The sequence below is a fragment of the Listeria goaensis genome, from assembly GCF_900186125.1.
Taxonomy (GTDB): domain Bacteria; phylum Bacillota; class Bacilli; order Lactobacillales; family Listeriaceae; genus Listeria; species Listeria goaensis.
The window spans coordinates 1-18899 of sequence record NZ_FYBQ01000018.1 but is presented as its reverse complement, the minus strand read 5'-3'; the positions used below and the strand labels follow the sequence as shown (position 1 = coordinate 18899).

Sequence of the window (18899 nt, the reverse complement as noted above, 5' to 3'; positions counted from 1 at the left end):
CCTTGCAAGCAAAACATTAATAAATTTCCGAGTATAAAGAAAATGGTTAGATAGGTATAATATGTTTTCGGAAGTTTCTCAACAATAATCATTAAAACTAAGAAAGCAAAATATCCAAATCGATAAACCATTCCTATAGGTGTAGAAGTTCCTGATGCTAGAAAGAAACCATTTATCATGTCTATAATTGGGCAGGCTACAGTTAGTATTATAAAAATATATACGTTTAGAGGTCTGTTTTTAATGACAATTACATCCTTACACATCTTTATTTTTTCTATAAATTTTCCCGTTTTTTAGTATATATCAAAACATTTTCAATCACAATATAGGTTTACTCTAAAATGAAGAACCCTTTTTACCCTTTTCGTGAAAATGACCTTACAATTCCCATTGATTTTTGCCACATCATTTTCACAGTGCCACGATACATCACCGAAATGACAATTAATAGAACGACTCCAATAAAGAACGAACTCCATATATCTTTTACAAAAGTCGCATAAAAGGCATAGCCTACTAACAGCGCAATACTTGCATATAATTGAAACAGCTTATAACTTACTTTAAAGTACCTTAATGAGAAATAAGTTCTTAGTGAAAAGAATACGATATAGGATAGGCCTGTAGATATCGCGGCCCCTGTTGCACCTATATATGGCACGAGCAACAAGTTTCCTATAACTCCACATAAACATACTAGAGCCACAATAAGGATATGGAGCTTCGTTTTTTTATAAAAATTAATTCCTACTACGGTTACTTCTGATATCGTGTAGAGCACTGGAACAAATACTAAGAATGGCATAATTTGTGCGGCACCACCATATTCGCTTCCAAGCATAAGAACAATAACGTCTTTAAACATCACGACTAACACTGCGATAATTAACATGGCATAACTAACGACCACTTGCATATCCTTGAAAAACTTAGTATTATTCGGGTTCTCCTTAAATTTCTCATAACTTAAAGGCACCCAAAACGCAGTAAAGTTAAGTTGTAGCGTGTTTAAAATCGTCACAATTTTAAAAGCCGCAGAATACAAACCAATTTCAGTGTAATTCGACCATTGTTTAATCGCAATTCGGTCAATGGATTCAAATAGCATCGTCATTAAGAGCGTCACCATTAGCGGAACGCCGTATTTCAGAATATCAGACGAGTGGCTTTTAATTTTAATACTTCCTTTTTTAAAGAAATTCCAAAACTTGTGCTCCACTCCGATTATAACGATCGAAACAACCGCCATACTAAACATATAAGCATAAATAATAACTTCAAATTGATTCCCTAAGAAAAAGGCGAACATCAAAATCCCAGCAAACTCAAGCGACTTACTCAAAATGAGTTTAAACGAGAACACTTTACCTTTCTGCTGCATTCTAACAACTACGGAAGCATACGTATTAATTATCCGTAAAAGTGCATACAAAACAAGTAGCAATACTAGCCAAAAACTAACGTATGAGAAGATAAAATTCGAAATATCTTTATAAAAAATCAATACGCCGATTGACAATATCGCAAAAGCAAGCATAGAAAGCTTCAAGCAAATTAACAATAAATACTTTCGCTTATCCTCTTCTTCTTCATAAAAAAAGCGGTTAAAACTCTGGTCAGCGCCTAATAATGCCACAGCGCCTAGTATTTCAGCTGCTAGCAAAAACATTGACACCTTACCAAACTGATCCGGTGAAATTAACCGCGTTGCAATCGGTGTACTAATGAATCCAATAATAAGAGCTACCCAGCTCCCGATCGAAATCGATAAAAATTTATTTAAAATGCTGTTACTTTTTTTCATAGCCTAGATGTCCTCTCTGCGGTACCCCTTCAAGCAAAATTAACTTTTTGTCTGCATCGGCGTTAAGAATTACCTAGGCAAACTTCGAGATAAGCAAACAACAAGTTGGACGCAATAATTGATAAGATGTGCACCATCTTCTAACAATTAGCGAACAAAAAATACGCATAAAGTCGATTGAAGAATATATGAATTTATTCCATATACCCTTTCATAATTCTCAAAAACTCCATAAAACTAATGATTTGGTCTTTTTCCATTGAATTCCCCGACTCAAATGCAAATTGACAGTCTTTCTTTAGTTCTTCATCTTTAATTAAATCGATATTTTTATTAAATGATTCTTGGTAGAAATTACTTAAATCTGGATTGATTTTCGCCCAATAGTCAATAGGGTTCATATGATTCTTGGAATTCAATTTCAGACCTAGCTTGATTTTCACAAGTTTTACAAACGCTGCAGGAATACTTGTCCAAGGAATTGATACACCTTTAACTCTAATTAATTTTCTATTAATTTTTCCTTTCACCTTATCGTAAACGAAATTCGCAGCTTCTGGATAATATTTATTAATCCATTTAATGTAAATGTTATGCCCTGTACGGTATTTAAATGGTAACGTCAAAGTGAACGACATAAATTCAACATCCGTATACGGCGAAATGGCTTCCGTCGTTTTAAGAAATGGTTTTAAGCCCATAAGATTCCCAGTAAAACCGCGATTATACAGTTTAAAAATCTCTTTATCTTTTAAATGGAAGGAATTTTCTTCCGTATATTGAACTTTCTCAATCAAACGCGTCGAGTTCGCACCTGAACCAGGATGGAATTCTTGCTTCCTACCTTTTTCATAATACGTTCCTAAAATAGCACCGCCTAGATGCCCCGTATGAACAATACCAAATTGATCCATGTTTAACGTGTTAGCCATGCTAAGCGTAGGCGTGATACTACAGCTCTGACATCTACCTCCAGAAATCTTCACCGCTTCTTCAAAGTATTTGTACAAATATATCCCATTATCTAGTGACTTAAACAGCCATTCATTCTTCAATTCACTCGCCATTTTCTTTGGAACCGTTTCGTCCATATAATCAGTTTGTGAAAAAGTATAACTTAATGTGTCTGTATAGCCCATATCATGCGCAACCCATGTCGTCATTCTTGAGTCTAAACCACCACTTAAAGCGGCTATATGCTTGTAGCCATATTCCTTATCTTTTTCAAAAGAACGTTTTACAGAATTTCTAAAGAGTTCGTCGATTTTAGCCATTGCTTCTTCTTCTGTAATATCGATTGGCGTATTATCTATTTCAAAATAGCATTTTTTTTCAATTCCATTGGCTGAATATTGTAAATAATGTCCTGGTGTTAATCGGTACATGTCTTCGAAAAGCGTATCATTACATAATGTATAGGAATGCGTAATCATGCTATACGCTGCATTCTTTTTTAGTTTGAAACGTTTGCCTGCATGTTTATGCACCAACTTCACAAGAATGTCTACATCCGTACCAAAATACAAAATATCTGTCTGTTTGTCTAAATAATAAAAGACTTCCTTATTTCCGATATGATTTGTGTATAGATTAAAAGTATGTGATGTTTTGTCTAAAAACACCCCTGAAAAATGTCCGCGAAATTCATTAAAGAATGGCTTAGATGCAGATTGAGCCATCTTTTGCGTTAAGGAAAACATATTCCGATCTTTAATTTCATATTTTTCCATTAAATCAAGTTTATTTAAAATTACCCCGTCAACAATAAAAAACGCTTCCTCATTTTGAGAAAAAGTCTTATCTTGTTCAAATTTTTTAACTGTATTTCTAAAAAAACGACCGTATAAATTTGGTGTATTCACTGTATTTTTTTCTTCAATAAGGTTATCGTTTGCCTCAATAATGTCATAAATCTCTATATCTTTTTCTAATGCTGTTTCTTTATTTGAAATAAATCCAAAAAAACCCGGCATATTAAATTGACCTCTTTTCTTTAGCTGTAATTATAAAATTAACCTTGTGTTAAAATATACTACGCCTCTTAATGCTTGTCAACGTGATTAAGCCCTTACACAGCCCTCATAAAATAAACTGTCACATTTTCGCCCCATTTTTAGGCCTATATAGATAAATAAGCTACTAAAGTGTGATTTCAGCTCTTCTCAAGCTACATAAATAGTGCTAAAATGTAGCAGTTAGTTCCTTTGTGATAAAATTAACAACATGCGCGAAAAATGACCAATAAATATCAGTTTGCAGAAAAACTCTAAACTTAAGCCAAACAAAACGTACCACGCACAATCAGACTGATGACAAATAGTGAGATTCTAGGCAAATCCGAGTACCGCACCGGAGCGTACTTGAGTACGTGATGACTGAAAACAGGAAGGGCGTAGTTTGCCCGACCATGTGAGAAGTTAGGCGAAGCGGAGCGGAACGGAGGCTTTAACGACGAAGATTGCTGTTTGTCACCAGTCTGAAATATACACATCTTTTAATATTATACGCGCGATATATGGATTGGTTATGCAACAAAAAGGTTGTAACTCTCTTCTCGTTAGCACTACATTATTTTAGAATCAGCCTAGAAATCACGGAAAGCATTTTTAGTGTTGATAAAACCAGGAGGAAGCCATGGAAAATACCCTAGATGTAAGTCAATTATGGAATATTTTGAAAGAAAACAAGTGGATTATTATTTTTAGTACTTGTGCTAGTTTATTAGTAATGGTTATCTATCTCTATTTTTTTTCTGTACCCATTTATAAAAGTGAATCTGAAGTGCTTATCAATCAAGCGAATTCTGAAAAAAGCACTTCCCAAGCAGAAGATGTGCAAGCCAATCTAAAACTTGTAAATACCTATACTTCCATCATGGAAAGTCCGCGTATTTTATCCCAAGTTTCAAGCTTAATGGATAACAAGTACACCGTCGATGAACTAAGCCAAATGATTACCGTAACAAGTCCTACTGATTCTCAAGTTATACAAGTCAGCGTGGAAGGCTCTAATCCAAAAGATATTGTTAAAATCGCAAATGAAACTGTTAATATATTTAGTAAGACCATACCAAAAATCATGAACGTCAATAATGTTTATACTTTATCGCCCGCTGTTTATAGCCCTAAAATGGCTCCTATAAAACCACACAAGTCTATCATGTTAGCTCTTTCAGTAGCATTTGGATTAATACTTGGCATTATAATTATGTTCATTAGAAATCTGTTTGATAATACAATTAAAACCGCTCAAGACGTGGAACGAAACCTTGGATTAGTTGTTTTAACTTCTATTAATAAGATAGAACCAGAAAACTTAGCAACTACTAGAAAAAATGCGTCTGGTCTTAGAAGTACAAACCTACAAAAAAAGAGTTTGGGACATAAATAAAAAATAAGCATCATTCCAGTAAAGCCCCTTTTTCGAGATGGCATGATTACTGAATGATGCTTTTTTATTTTGACGGAACAAAATCTAATTATTTAGGTGCTTCGATTTTCTCAATTCCACCCATATAGCATTGAAGTGCTTTTGGAATGCGGATTGAGCCGTCTTCCTCTTGATAGTTTTCTAAAATGGCAGCGACTGTGCGACCAATTGCTAGGCCGGATCCATTTAATGTATGCACGAATTCAGGCTTGCCGTTTAGTTCACGGCGGAAACGGATATTGGCGCGGCGTGCTTGGAAAGCTTCGAAATTACTGCAAGAAGAAATTTCGCGGTACGTCCCGTAACTTGGAATCCACACTTCTAAATCGTATTTTTTGGCTGCTGTGAAACCTAGGTCGGCGGTGCACATGCTAAGCACGCGATACGGGAGTTCTAATCGTTTTAAAACTTCTTCTGCGTTGTTCGTTAACTTTTCGAGCGCCTCGTAGGAATCTTCTGGTTTTACGAACTGGACCAATTCGACTTTGTTGAACTGGTGTTGGCGGATTAGTCCGCGTGTATCGCGACCCGCAGAACCTGCTTCTGAGCGGAAGCACGCGCTAAACGCCGTGTATTTGCGCGGTAAGTCTTCTGCTTTTAAAATGTCATCCCGGTGGTAATTTGTCACTGGGACTTCAGCTGTTGGTATCAAGAAATAATCCTCTTTTTCAACAAGAAAAGCATCTTCCTCGAACTTCGGAAGCTGGCCTGTCCCAGTCATACTCGTGCGATTCACCATGTACGGCGGAAGCATCTCTTCGTAGCCATGCTCTTCGGAATGAAGGTCCATCATGAAGTTTAAAAGCGCGCGTTCAAGGCGTGCTCCGAGCTTTTTATAAAATACGAAGCGGCTTCCAGTTACCTTGCCGGCGCCTTCAAAATCTAAAATATCAAGGTTCGTGCCTAAATCCCAGTGCGCTTTTGGTTCAAAGTTGAAGTTTGGAAGTTCGCCCCATTTGCGAATCTCTACATTGTCATCTTCTGTTTCGCCAATCGGAGTTGATTCGTGCGGAATGTTTGGAATTGCCATCAAAATCGCGTTTAATTTTTCATCAATGTCCTTCAGTTCAATATCGAGCGTTTTAATTTTATCGCCGACAATTCGCATTTCCTCAATTTTTGCATCGGCATTTTCTTTGTTGCGTTTTAAAACAGCAATTTGTTCCGAAACGGCATTACGCTCTGATTTAAGGGCTTCGGTTTCGAGTATTAGCGTACGTCTACGCGCGTCTAGTTCGCCAAATTTTTCAAAATCACCGAGGTCTTCACCGCGATGCGCGAGTTTTGCTTTCACTTCTTCAAAGTTGTTTCTTAGTAATTTTACGTCTAACATGATTTTTTCCTCCTTTGATTATATGGTGTTGGGGTGTATGTTTGCTTGGTTGGGCGGGTGGGTAGACTGAGTGCTGAAGTTCTAAGAGCTTTGATGGATTAACACCTCGCTTTGCTCGGTCTTATATTGCGGCTCTAAGTGCTGAAGTTCTAAGAGACTTTTGATGGATTAACACCTCGCCTTGCTCGGTCTTATATTGCGGCTCTAAGTGCTGAAGCACTAAGAGCCGCAACAAAAACCTCCGCCCCTTCCTGTACAAATATACAGAGAAGGGACGGAGGTTGATATCCGCGTTGCCACCCTAGTTGAGATTGTGAAAATCTCCAGCTTCATTTGGATTTAACGGTTCGCACCGGAATGATTTACTAACAAAATGTGTTCCACCATTCACTCCAAGAGGGATTCGCAAATTTTTGTTACAGATTTTCACCAGCCATCTGCTCTCTCACAAACAAAAAATTTGGTACTATTTCTTGTCAACGTTTTCTTTTATCAATTTAGTTGTATTCTAAACCATTCAAGAGATTTTTTCAAGCCTTTAAATTAAATCCAGTACTTCTGGCTCCTCCGTGGGTAGGTCAAACAAGCGAATCTGCTCTGGAATGATTTTCAGTACCGTAAAACCAGGTTGCTTTTTATCCACCCATTCCGAGTTGATTTGTTCCCAAATGTTTTCAACAATCGCTTCATTTTGCTCTACAACAACACGACCATTAAATTCAACGAAAGCCGTCTTTACATGTTCACCTTCATAGCCGATAAGTACTGAAACATGCGGATTTCGCTCCACCTCGTCCAATTTCGGAAGCGTATTTAACGTTGCCGTGTAGAGCGTTAGCCCTTTATGAAAAAAAGTCATGTATCTCACGTGCGGATATTTATCCTTCACTGTAGCCATAACGCCGATTTTATGATCATCTAACACATTTAAAATTCGTTCCTCCAGCTCGTTTCGCATTTCTATCCCTCCAAAATGATGCTTTTTCTATTTCATTCCACCACGGCGAAAAGTTCAAACTTAACTTGTATAACCTGCTTGAATTTGCTATAAAAGAAATAGTAGCGAAAAAAAAGGGGGGCGGACAATGTTACTTATCATCGACCATCACGATTCATTTACATATAACCTTTATCAATATTTTTTGGAACTAAACGCAGACATGAACGTCGTCTTTTCGGAGAATTTACCTCTTCTCACCCAGTTAGATGATTATGAGGCCGTCATATTGTCACCAGGCCCCGGGAAACCGACCGATTATCCGGAAACACTGGCTTTTATAGAGCGTTATTTTGATAAAAAACCCATTTTAGGGATTTGCTTGGGGCATCAAATGCTTGGCACATTTTTCGGTGCACGTGTTGTTTCTGCCCCCGAAATTGTTCACGGCAAAACAAGTGCCATGACGCATAATGAATCGCAATTGTTCCGCAATTTGCCTCGTACGTTTGATGTAGCGCGCTATCATTCGCTTGCGGTAACTGGGGTTCTGGCACCGCTAATTGAAACGGCTTGGACACAGGACGGCGTTTTAATGGCGATGGAACACGGGACACTTCCCATTTATAGCGTGCAATTTCACCCAGAGGCCATTTTATCAGAGCATGGGCATCATATTTTGAAAAACTTTTTAGAGGTGGCGTATGGAAAATCAGTTGCGTTTTGATTTTGAAGGGCAGACAATGTGTTTTAGTGAGCCGAAGGAAATTTTAATGGCGTTCACACATGCGGAAGTGGCGGCTGTTTTTCAGCGGGCGGAGAAATGGCGGAAAGACGGCTATTATATTGCGGGTTTTGTGAGCTACGAAGCGGCGCCTGCCTTCAATGAATATTTGCGGACCTTTTGTGCGGATAAAAATTTGCCGCTCGTTTGGTTTGGGGTATTTGATTCGCCGGTTCCAAATTTTGAGGCGCCACCGCGTATTAAACCGACTTTTGCGTTTACCGCAGATATGACTTTTCCTGAATATCAGTCACGCATTGCGCGCATTCGCGCGGAAATTGCGGCCGGAAATACGTATCAAACGAACTTTACGCTACGCTTAAACAGCCCTGTGCTGGCAGGATTTGAGGCGGGCTCAGCCTACAGGCACCTACGCGAACAAAGCGAGGCACGGTACACGGCCATGCTTACGACCAACGCGCATCAAATTCTCTCTGCTTCACCTGAGCTTTTTTTCAAGGTGGAAAAGGGGAAAGTGACGACGCGGCCGATGAAAGGCACGGTTCGACGGGGGGACACGGCGGAATTGGACGCGGTGAGACGGGATTTTCTGGCGAACGACGAAAAAAATCGGGCGGAAAACGTGATGATTGTCGACTTGCTGCGAAACGACCTTGGCCAAATTGCATGCCCGGGTTCTGTGCGCGTGCCGCGATTATGCGAGCTTGAGCCGTATCCGACGGTGTGGCAAATGACGTCCACGGTGACAGCGGAACTGGCGTCTGAGAAATCGCTTTTTGAGATTTTTGAAGCGCTCTTCCCATGTGGCTCGATTACAGGGGCGCCGAAGAAAAACACGATGGATTTCATTACCGAGCTCGAAACTTCGGCGCGCGGAGTCTACTGCGGCGCAATTGGTTACGTGAAACCAGACGGGGACATGATTTGGAGTGTGCCGATTCGGACGATTCAAATTGATTTACGAGCAAATGTGGCGCGTTACGGGGTTGGTGGCGGCATTGTTTGGGATTCAGACGCGGCGGCGGAGTTTGCAGAAATTGAAGCGAAATCGGCCGTTTTGGCAGATGCTTTTCCGCCGGTGGAATTAATTGAAAGTTTGCGGCTTGAAAATGGGGAGTTAAAACGGCTTCAGGCCCATTTGGATCGTATGGAAAAAAGCGCGCAAATTTGGGCGTTGCCGTTCGAGCGTTCTGCCGCACGTTCATTGTGGCAAACGGCCGCAGCAGAGCATTCAAATGGCGTGTTTAAATTTCGGGCCGAGCTAAAGCGAAACGGCGATTTTGTTTTTGATGTACAGGAAATAAGTTGTACAACACCCGTCTGGACGGCCAAAATTGCATCAAAACCGCTACCGCGAAATTCGTTTTTGGCGCATAAAACGACCCGCCGCGAAATGTACGAGGAGCTGCGTGAACCAGATGTCACGGAAACCTTGCTTTATAACGAAAAAGAGGAGCTTACGGAGTTCATTTCCGGAAACCTTGTTTTGGAAATCGGCGGGAAACTTGTGACACCAGCGCTTTCGTGCGGACTTTTGCCCGGAATTTTTCGGCAGGCTTTGCTTGAAGAGGGGGAAATTTCTGAGCAAGTTTTGACGTTCCGCGATTTACAGCTGGCTTCACGCGTTTTTTTAACAAATAGTGTCCGCGGTTTTGTGGAAATTAAGATGAAAAAAAGCAAGAAGCATCAGAAATGATGCTTCTTGCTTTTTATTGCAACTAAAACTAGCGTAAGGCCAGCTAAAATTATAAATGGCGAATTTGTATCTCCTGTTTTCGGTAAACTTGTCGCTTGTTTTTCAAGCGAGCTTTTAGTAATGGTTTTTTCATTGGTTGGCGTGACTTTTACGTTGTTCGCATTTTCATTTGGTGGCGCTGGCTTGCTTTTTTCAGGAGGTAAAGGGATTAAAGGGCTTGCCTTGTCTTTTACTGTGACCGCAATGGTTTTCTCGATTGTACGACCGTCTGGATTTGTCGCCGTGTAAGTGACCGCGTACTTCCCAGCTTGCGTGGTGTCGACATTGCTTGCTTTGACGCGGATATCGCTCGTTATATCACCCGCAACGGAATCGTTTGCTGTAGCGTGTTCAAGCGGATTGAACGCATCACCGACATACAATTCGACGTCGCTCGCATCAATCGTAAAGTCGCGCACAGTGACATACACCGTCTTCTCTATGCTGTCGCCGTCTTTATCTGTTACACTGTATTTAATCGGATATTTTCCCACCGCATGAAGGTTTACCGCACTATCATCGATGACAATCCGGTCCGTGATATCGCTTGCATCGTCAGGATCAGTTGCTCGGACATCTTTCATCGGGTCAAAACTTTCGCCAATATAGACTTCGCTATCGCCCGCCTCAATTACTGGTGCTAGCGAATTCGTCACAATCACATTGAACGTGCCTGTGGTTGTTGAGTTTTGAGAACCGCCATATCCGAAAGCACCGTTCATATTCATTATTCTGACTTGTACTGGGTAAACACCCGGAACGTCCCAATTCACATTATGACTATCTGCATAAAATAACATGCCATCTTGGTGATAAAGGCGGAACTGTGTTAAGTCTCCTTCAAAACGATCATAGGCTTTCGTTACGCCGAGGCGTAGATTTGGTTTTTCGTCACCAATGCGATAGTGAATATCTTGCGTCTCGATTTCAATGGCCTTTTCTACTTTCCTAAGTTGCTTATTTCGGGCGCTATCGTAAATAGACTGAATTCCGCTAACCGTTTGATCACTACCTTCAAAACTATACCAAGCATAGTCGCCTGGGTCAGCCGTTGCTGGGTCTGATGAACGCAGCACGAAACTCATATAATAACGATTTTGCGGATCATTGAAGTGCGTGTAGTACACATCTGTTCGCGAAATTTTATCGAATTCATAATAACCATTTTGATCGGAAACAGTTTGCCCGATTAAATTGTCATTTTTATCATATAAAAAAACGTCAATCCCAGATACAAACGGATTATTTGGTGCTGGCGTACTCCATGAACCTTGAATACCATGTTCGGTCGTTAAACGCTCAAATGTTTGCCCATAAATCTTAGGATTTTTGAAAAACACTGTTGGCATATACGACATATTTGTTGTACGCGTGCGATTATCGTCACGCCCTGTCGCAAAATATTGTCCTTCCGCTTGATGTCCCGTTGTTTGATTAAAATCCGTTTCTGTTAAGCCTTCTTTGGCAATACTTTTAGCGTCAAAGAAAAGCTGAACACGTTGCGTTGTTGTGTCCCATTTTACATCTTGTGTAACCATATATTTTACCCAGCGATAACGATTCGTTTCACTAGGTGTTCCCGTTTCAAAATTCACACCATCATTTGAATATTCTACATTCACATCTGCGGACGTAATACCCCCAGTTGTCACAATTTCTGGCGCTTTAGTTAACTCGATTTTGTCATTTTTATCCAAGTGAATGGTCTGTCCCCATGATTTAAAGTTTCCACTCATACTCATTTGTGCTTCATAAGTCAGTATATCGTCATCTGTATAAGGAAAGAAGTTAAGTGATTTATTGGTTGCTCGTGTTGTTATTTTTGACTTCACTGTCAATCCTGCTCCGTAGCTCCCAGTTGCAGCTTTTGCCGAAAAAGAGGAAGTAAGCGGTAACATTAAAATTACGATAATGCTTACGACACCAATGAACTTTTTCATAATTGTCCTCCTTGAAAAATATTGAACCAGCTCTTAATATAGCTGGCTTATGCCAAATAAGCAATGCATTTTTCAAGTCACAGCGAAGATGTAGCATGCTGTTTTCAATCCAATTGACTGCGGCAGCAACATCCATCTAAGTTGTGTCTAATTTGTGAATTTTTTTACCAAAATAGCAGTTTTTGCTTCGAAAAATCATTATTTTGATACAATTTTTAAAATTTGTTATGACAAAAATCTCGTTTTTCTCGTATTTCTTCCATTTTAGCTAACGCTGCGCTCCTTACTACTTCATATTTCAGCAAAATAACCGACAATCTTATAGTATAATAGTAAACAGGTTCACTTATATACATCATCGTCAAAGGGAGGCGTTTACGATTAAACCATTACTATTCTTTTTCATACCAGCCATAGTGCTGTCTGTAGCTGTCTACAACAGTTACCAAGATTATCAGGTGGCACAAAAAAACGACATAAAAGAGTCCAAGCATCTTCTTTTATTTGAAAAAGGGAAGAAAATGTTAGTTGTGCCAAACGAAGATGACTTGCTCGCGAATCTATATGACGTGCACGATCAAACAATCGAAAAAACCTTTACTTTCGATTCTAATATTTTCAAAGAAGCGGTTCCAAGTTATCAAAACGGCGCGTTTGTCATCGCAACAAAAACCGAAGACGAACAGCTCGAATTGCATCAAATTGACGCAAATGGCACCATGAAAAATATCCTATCACAAGAAATCATACTAGATAGTTACCTTAAAACGAATAGTTATCAGAACCGTGGGCGCCTCATTATTAGTGCAGAAAACAAGGCGGATACCTATTATATCCAAGTGCAAAACGGCAAAGCTACAGCTATAAATTTGGCAGACGATAAACGCTTATCAGCAAGGCCAACAAGTATTTCGCTTATCTACGGAAATAATGGAAATCTATTACCTTATTGGCTAGTAAATTTAAAAGATGATTCCACCGTACAATTAAGTGGCCTTTTAAATAACCAAAACACGTATTCCATCGCACAAGGGAACTCAGATGTAGCTATTCAAAAACCATTTTTAGCAGACACAGGGTTAAGTAAAAATCAATTGCTGGAAGTTGATACATCGTACCCTAAAGAAATTTACCACATCAATCCCACTGATTTTCGTGCAGGACAAAAGCTCATAACACCAAAACCGCTTTATCAATCGCTCATCATTCCGCTGAATTCAAAAGAAAGTTTGCTCATCGGCTCAAGCACAGAAGATGAGACGCAAGGCGGTATCACGGCGTATTTATTCAATGAACTGAACAGCGGCTTAACAGATGTCAGCGCGCTATTTGAAAAAGCGAACTACGAAGATTTAGCGGATAGAAACGCACTTTTTTATAAAGACGAAAACGCGAAAGAGATGTACTATGACGGAGCGGGCAAAACGACCGGCATGTTCAATTTGGAAACGGGCAAAGCGCAAATCATTGCTTCGGCAGACGTCAGTGCGTGGGACCAAAAAATGACCGGCAAATTGGGCTCATTCCTTGGATTCCTGAAAGAATACCCGGCGCTCGCCATCAATTGGATAGTCTGGCTGTTCATTCCGCTCATGCTGATTTTATTGGGCGTTTCCGGAACAATTATTCGTAAATCGGCCAATAAGCGCAACAAAAAAGACTCAGTTGTTTTGCCGGCTACAATTGTGTCAGCAAACGAAACGGGCGTCTACATAAATAATCAGCCTAGAGTTCGTTTCTTACTGAGCTTTATCTACGAAGGGAAAAAGAAAGAAGTCGAGGTCCATCGCGTTGTTTCTGTATTGACGCAAATTCCGATTGGACAGCAAGTGATGATTCGCTACAATCCGAAAAAAAATAAAGCTATGTTCGTGGACGAAGCGGACGTGGCAACGGAAACGGCGGCACAAGAAGAACGCATTTCAAATGCCAAACTCACTGCTGTGCGTTCATATGGCGCGGCAAACCGTGGCACCGCTGTCGAACTCGAATTCCAAGCGAATAGCAAGGTATACCATGTTCCAGCTGTCGAGCCGGACGGATTCCGTTTTGAAATCGGCAAAACAGCGGAATTAATGGAAATTGGCGGCATTTCGCGCATACTCGCGTATAACACGGCATATAACGATACCGATTCGGTTGCACTAGAAGGCACGGTTACCGCAGTTAAGCCGCTTTCGGCAACGATTTCCGGGCGTAAATTGACACTGCTCGACTTGACCATTCAAGCAGACGGAACGAGTTTTCCAACCCAAAGTAGCCAATTTGTGCCAAACACGATGACACTGCAAATCGGAATGGCGCTCCCAATCAAGTTCACGCTGGAAGATTTTTCTTTAAGAAAAAGGTTAAGCCAAGCAAAAGAAGGCTCCGCCGTCATATCTTCCGTAAACTATCTTGGCTACACAAGAAGCGAACGACCCGTAGCACGTGTTGAACTCGACATTAACGGCCGTCGCTACATCTCTGTCGGAACTATCGAGCCCACCGCAAGCCCCCGTTCTGGTGACTCCGTCTGGGTGCAATATGACGAAACGCGCGGCGACGCAATTATCGTACGCTATAGCTAAAAAAATCGCAGGTTCCCAAATGATTTACGGGACCTGCGATTTTTTCGTCATCCCAGCTATTTGACTCGCCGTATGCTACAATAAACGAATAAAATATTCCTAGGAAAAGGAGTGATGTAAACATGTACGGCATACATCAAAAAACGACTGCTGCGAAGGTATTCATATTCATTACGCAGATTATTTATTTGATTCTCGCATTTTTTATTCTCTATCGCGATGCTACCTTAGATAACTACATACGCTATACGATTATCATCTTTTTACTAATTACCTTCCTTCGCTTAAATGCGATGCTTTTCATCTGGTTACCACGTGGAATTAGTTGGAAAGAATCCATCGGAAACAGTTTAGCATTTGCAATCTATTACATCGGTTTCCCCTTATTCACAGTGTACAGTCAAGCAGACTCGAATATCGCCATGTACGTTATAGGAATAGTCCTCTTCTTAGCTGGTAGCTTCATTAACACAACTTCTGAGTTGCTACGAAAACCTTTTAAAGCCGATCCAGCAAACAAAGGTAAACTTTATAGAGGCGGATTATTTAAATATGCCATTCATATTAACTATTTCGGTGACATTTTATGGGTTGCAGGATTTGCCTTGGTAACAATAAACGTTTGGGCACTTCTCGTCCCACTCTTTTTATTCCTAATGTTCGTCTTCTCTTACATTCCAAATGCAGACAAATATTTATTAGAAAAATACGGTTCGCAATTTGAAGATTATCAAAAACATACGAAAAGGCTTATTCCATTTATTTGGTAGTCATTTACGTCTAAGTATTTTCCTGCCTTGTTGCATCTGGGAATATAGTTGCAGGTTTTCCATCAGTTTTTATTCCCAACTCGCACACCGTTGAACTCACCAAAATAGCTTCTCTATCTTTAACACTAGCAAAGTTTGGCTGACTAGCAACATGTTGTCCTGCACTTTCTATATCTTTATTTATCCAGTTTTCAGGAAACCAAGATTGATTATTCCCTGTTCTTTTAGCCTTAACTTTATGGTCTGGTACATTTCCAGTTCTAACACCATTAGAATAAATTTTTTCAATATTTACTTCAAACCCATTTTCTTTTAAGAAATCAATGTTAAATTGTCCATGTCCGCCACCTTTCATGAGGGGCTACTCCAGCATAATTAGCTAACTTATGCGGATTTGAAAAACGCTCAATGTCGCCTATATGTCCCACTAATGCGCAAGCTGTCACAGCTGACTTAAAACCTATTTATAAAGCCGCTACTGAGGAACTAGCGTTAGAAGCACTAAGTGCGTTTGACGAAAAATGGGGGAAGAAGTATCCAATCATTACAAAAAGTTGGATGGAGCATTGGGCTGAATTAGCAACATTCTTCAACTATCCTGAAGATTTACGCCGGATTATTTACACAACTAACATCATTGAAGGATTTCACCGTCAATTACGTAAATCAACGAAATCAAAAAGTGTTTTTCCTTCAGATGAATCGTTGCTAAAAATGCTTTATCTTGTGACGATAGATGTCACAAAAAAGTGGACCATGAAGGTCCACAATTGGGGACAAATTCTATCACAATTCGTCATATTTTTTGAGGATAGAGTCACTAAATACATTTAACCAGAAACACAACTTACACAAAATTCTTTACAGACCCAGCTAGTACTTTGACTTGTCCCTCGAGCCTTTTTAGCATAACATGCCCACCGTTTAGTTTAGTATCTAAACTTGTTCTTTCAAAATTCTTTTGTTTCACCCTCAGAATCTAGCACAATAACATCTTCAAACCTCTAAATATTTTTCTTTTTCGTAATCTCAGTAGTTAGCGTTCACTTAAATAAGAGTCTAATAATTTGCGTGTGAAAGTGCCTTCTTTCGGCTTAAATTCAAAACTATTATAAGCCCAAATGATTTCTCTTTTTACTTGCCCATCATCATCCGAAATTTTATCGTATAAAAAATCTACATTAAACTTTCCATTAGAATTTAAAGAAAAGCTCAATTGATCCCATAGCGGTTGTTCATTTTCTTCAAAACATTTATTTATTTTTAGTAATATCGAATTAAGTTCTCCTAATAAATCATTATATATTTGTTGAGAAACTTTATATCTCTCTGGTATGTTATGAGATTTTACAAATTTTTTTGAACTAGTTTCTTCAAAATAAAATACAGAAGACCAACTCATTTGTTTTTTTTCCACCTCACCAAGATAGTATATTTTGCTCCAATCAACCGGAATCATCGAAATAATTTTTTGTGCTAATTCATTATATAATATTCCTAATTCTTGCTCCATCATCTCAACTTCTTTCATCAAGGCTTTCTAATAAATTTAATAAATTTTTCTCCGTCTATCCAATATTCTACATTAAAGCTGTCTGGTCTAACAGAATTCAAATTGTAGTTAGGTTTAATGTTAACTTCAACTTTACTACCAAATTTTAATGCGTCTGACCAACTTTTTTCCATATTATACCATTCTCCACCAGCTTCCTCATACGTCATACTCCCCCGAATCGCCGCCGTGCTTAAGCCTAGCCCTATCACCACGTCCATCAGGCCACTTTCATCCAGCGTGCCTTTCACCGATTCCACATACGCCGATGCCCGGAGCGTGCCACCAGCCATACCGGTGTATTGCGTGCCGTCCATATAATAGGTGCCGGTTTTCCACGATTCAGTGATTTTTTTATTTAAATCCTCATTCGTGATAATTTGGTAGTCATTTGGATCTAAGTACTTTCCTGCCTTGTCTAAGTATTTCTTCAGTTTCGGGTCATGCACACCCACTCCGTTTTGTTCAAGCAGCCGCATCGTTCTTTGCGCCGTCATCACAAGCGCTAAAAGTTCTTGGAAAAAGTGGGTATGACCTTGCTCAAATTGTAAATAGTTTTCCAGAATTTTTTCTTCTTTGACAATGTCTAGTTATTTGACTTTAAAATAATTATTCCAATCTTGCCTAGATATTAGATTTTCTATACCAAAATCAGTTTTCAGAAAGCTTCGTCCCACTTATTTTCTTGATTGCCATTCTCCTAAGTTCCTTTTTTTATTCAGATAGCCAAGATTTATATGTCTTACATGCCCTCAGCAGGGAATGTTTGTTTAGCTTAGATACCACTATTTGTAACAGTCCTAGCTTGATATACTTTCATGTTACTTAATCCCTTTGATGTTTGTTCCCATCCAGCTCCTGTCCACTTAACAAGCCGTCTCTCATACCAAGCAACACAATGATTTTATACTTTTGAAAGCAGTTAAAAAGATATGAGTATGCTACTCTTTTTACAGAGTTAGTTTTCTCATATCTTTTTCGGTAGTACAGCTTCTATACAATGAATACAGCTAGCTTTTAGCAACTTGATTAGTGAGTTCAAAGCTTTACTATCCGACGCCAATCGGATAGTAACGTGCCTTTTTATTTTTAATGAATTTCTTCATTCACCATGTCTAAAAGAAATTCTCCAAAGTTATTGTATAAAACTTCATTTTTTTGTGCGTCTTCAGAAAAACCTGGGAAGTATGATGTTATTTTAGGTTCATTTTTCTCATTCAAATCCTTGTAGTTTAAACAATACATTTCTCCCATCCCAGTATTATACAAAATAACTAAATATTTGGGCATATTTACTAATTTCCGTTCATTTAACGTAGACCAAATAGTATCTGGAACACCCGAATTTTCAAAATCCTCTCTAAAAACACCATAGATTTCAATAGAACCAAAAGTTAAAGCACCAAAACAAGATAAGAAAAGTTTATAATCTTCGGGGAATTGTAAATCAAGAACTGTCTGAGCTTTTTTTATAATATCATCCGAAGCTCCCCCAAAAGCGTCTACTAAATCTTGATTCTCTTCAATTAGTTCTTTTGCTTTATTATACTCTCCACTCATTGTAATATCTCCTTTATTTAAAGTCTTTTGCTCTATTTTCCCAATAATCCGAACGCCATTTATTGAAAGACTTTCTGTCTATTCCAGACGGAACTGAGTTAGGATTAATATGAATTGTTTTAGAATTAGTTTGATGGAAAGATTGCTCTACCTCAGCAATAGAACTTATATCTCGTTGAGTCATGTGATGCAAATTCACTGGGTTTCCATCTGGTCCTAAAGGTGCCAAACCTTGTTCCATTCTTTGAAGGTTTGAACGTCCTTTAACGTCTACTCTATTAATATCAATTATACCATTTCTTTGATAAACTTTGGTATCTTTAAAATCAACATCTTTTTTCCAGTATTCTCTAGTTTGAGAATAGTCTTTAGGTACCTTAGCCCCACTAGCTCCCTCATACGTCATACTCCCCCGAATCGCCGCCGTACTCAAGCCTAGCCCCATTACCACGTCCATCAGGCCACTTTCATCCAGCGTACCTTTCACCGATTCCACATACGCGGATGCCCGAAGCGTGCCA

At 39.3% G+C, this 18899-nt stretch carries 16 protein-coding genes, 1 pseudogene and 1 other annotated feature; of the genes and pseudogenes, 6 read left to right on the top strand and 11 right to left on the bottom strand.

Going from position 1 to position 18899, the window contains the following annotated elements:
• Window positions 1-358: 358 nt before the first annotated feature.
• Complete coding sequence (locus CFT42_RS14145; RefSeq protein ID WP_088811042.1) at window positions 359-1807, bottom strand: lipopolysaccharide biosynthesis protein; 1449 nt, start codon at window positions 1805-1807, stop codon at window positions 359-361.
• A 194-nt stretch (window positions 1808-2001) separates the two neighbouring features.
• Complete coding sequence (locus tag CFT42_RS14140) at window positions 2002-3780, bottom strand: asparagine synthase-related protein (RefSeq protein ID WP_117584607.1); 1779 nt, start codon at window positions 3778-3780, stop codon at window positions 2002-2004.
• Window positions 3781-4441: 661 nt separating this feature from the next.
• Between CFT42_RS14140 and CFT42_RS14135 the strand changes: the two genes are divergently transcribed.
• A complete protein-coding gene (locus tag CFT42_RS14135; protein ID WP_088816474.1) occupies window positions 4442-5197 on the top strand; it encodes a YveK family protein in 756 nt (251 codons plus the stop codon).
• A gap of 88 nt (window positions 5198-5285) precedes the next feature.
• Here CFT42_RS14135 and serS read toward each other — a convergent pair whose 3' ends face one another.
• Both serS and CFT42_RS14125 read right to left on the bottom strand, forming a co-directional pair.
• Complete coding sequence (gene serS / locus CFT42_RS14130; protein WP_088811044.1) at window positions 5286-6569, bottom strand: serine--tRNA ligase; 1284 nt, start codon at window positions 6567-6569, stop codon at window positions 5286-5288.
• 267 nt (window positions 6570-6836) lie between these two features.
• Window positions 6837-7058 (bottom strand) — a binding site (T-box leader).
• A 49-nt stretch (window positions 7059-7107) separates the two neighbouring features.
• Window positions 7108-7527, bottom strand: a complete 420-nt coding sequence (locus CFT42_RS14125; protein ID WP_088811045.1) for a pyridoxamine 5'-phosphate oxidase family protein — start codon at window positions 7525-7527, stop codon at window positions 7108-7110.
• Window positions 7528-7654: 127 nt separating this feature from the next.
• Between CFT42_RS14125 and CFT42_RS14120 the strand changes: the two genes are divergently transcribed.
• Window positions 7655-8233 carry an anthranilate synthase component II gene (locus CFT42_RS14120; RefSeq protein ID WP_088816473.1) on the top strand — a complete coding sequence of 193 codons (579 nt, stop codon included), beginning with the start codon at window positions 7655-7657 and terminating at the stop codon, window positions 8231-8233.
• The gene (pabB, locus tag CFT42_RS14115; protein WP_088816472.1) at window positions 8211-9947 is read left to right on the top strand and encodes an aminodeoxychorismate synthase component I; all 1737 of its coding nucleotides are present in this window, start codon (window positions 8211-8213) and stop codon (window positions 9945-9947) included. Before CFT42_RS14120 ends, pabB begins: the two co-directional genes overlap by 23 nt.
• Here pabB and CFT42_RS14110 read toward each other — a convergent pair.
• Window positions 9938-11926, bottom strand: a complete 1989-nt coding sequence (locus CFT42_RS14110) for an immunoglobulin-like domain-containing protein (RefSeq protein WP_088816471.1) — start codon at window positions 11924-11926, stop codon at window positions 9938-9940. The genes pabB and CFT42_RS14110 overlap by 10 nt on opposite strands.
• A 521-nt stretch (window positions 11927-12447) precedes the next feature.
• Here CFT42_RS14110 and CFT42_RS14105 point away from each other — a divergent pair.
• A complete protein-coding gene (locus tag CFT42_RS14105) occupies window positions 12448-14496 on the top strand; it encodes a DUF3592 domain-containing protein (RefSeq protein ID WP_088816470.1) in 2049 nt (682 codons plus the stop codon).
• A gap of 122 nt (window positions 14497-14618) precedes the next feature.
• Window positions 14619-15266, top strand: coding sequence for a DUF1295 domain-containing protein (locus tag CFT42_RS14100; protein WP_088811050.1), 648 nt, complete (start codon window positions 14619-14621; stop codon window positions 15264-15266).
• 10 nt (window positions 15267-15276) lie between these two features.
• On the opposite strand, the gene CFT42_RS14095 is transcribed toward CFT42_RS14100, so the two are convergent.
• Entirely contained in the window at window positions 15277-15621 is a 345-nt protein-coding gene (locus CFT42_RS14095) for an EndoU domain-containing protein (protein ID WP_088811051.1), read from the bottom strand.
• Window positions 15593-15694, bottom strand: a complete 102-nt coding sequence (locus CFT42_RS14090; RefSeq protein WP_240310424.1) for an IS110 family transposase — start codon at window positions 15692-15694, stop codon at window positions 15593-15595. Before CFT42_RS14090 ends, CFT42_RS14095 begins: the two co-directional genes overlap by 29 nt.
• 13 nt (window positions 15695-15707) lie before the next feature.
• Here CFT42_RS14090 and CFT42_RS14085 point away from each other — a divergent pair.
• Window positions 15708-16100 (top strand): annotated as a pseudogene (locus CFT42_RS14085) (transposase); the annotation flags it as partial.
• Window positions 16101-16302: 202 nt separating this feature from the next.
• Here the strand turns inward: CFT42_RS14085 and CFT42_RS14080 are convergent.
• From CFT42_RS14080 to CFT42_RS14065, 4 genes are all read right to left on the bottom strand, one after another.
• Entirely contained in the window at window positions 16303-16797 is a 495-nt protein-coding gene (locus tag CFT42_RS14080) for an immunity protein YezG family protein (protein WP_205408919.1), read from the bottom strand.
• Window positions 16797-17315 carry a DNA/RNA non-specific endonuclease gene (locus tag CFT42_RS14075; protein ID WP_088824940.1) on the bottom strand — a complete coding sequence of 173 codons (519 nt, stop codon included), beginning with the start codon at window positions 17313-17315 and terminating at the stop codon, window positions 16797-16799. The genes CFT42_RS14080 and CFT42_RS14075 overlap by 1 nt, the downstream gene beginning before the upstream one ends.
• Window positions 17316-17907: 592 nt before the next feature.
• Entirely contained in the window at window positions 17908-18378 is a 471-nt protein-coding gene (locus CFT42_RS14070) for an SMI1/KNR4 family protein (protein WP_088816468.1), read from the bottom strand.
• Between the two features lie 13 nt (window positions 18379-18391).
• Window positions 18392-18899: HNH/ENDO VII family nuclease (locus tag CFT42_RS14065; RefSeq protein WP_179946587.1), on the bottom strand; the 508-nt coding region annotated here is incomplete at its 5' end.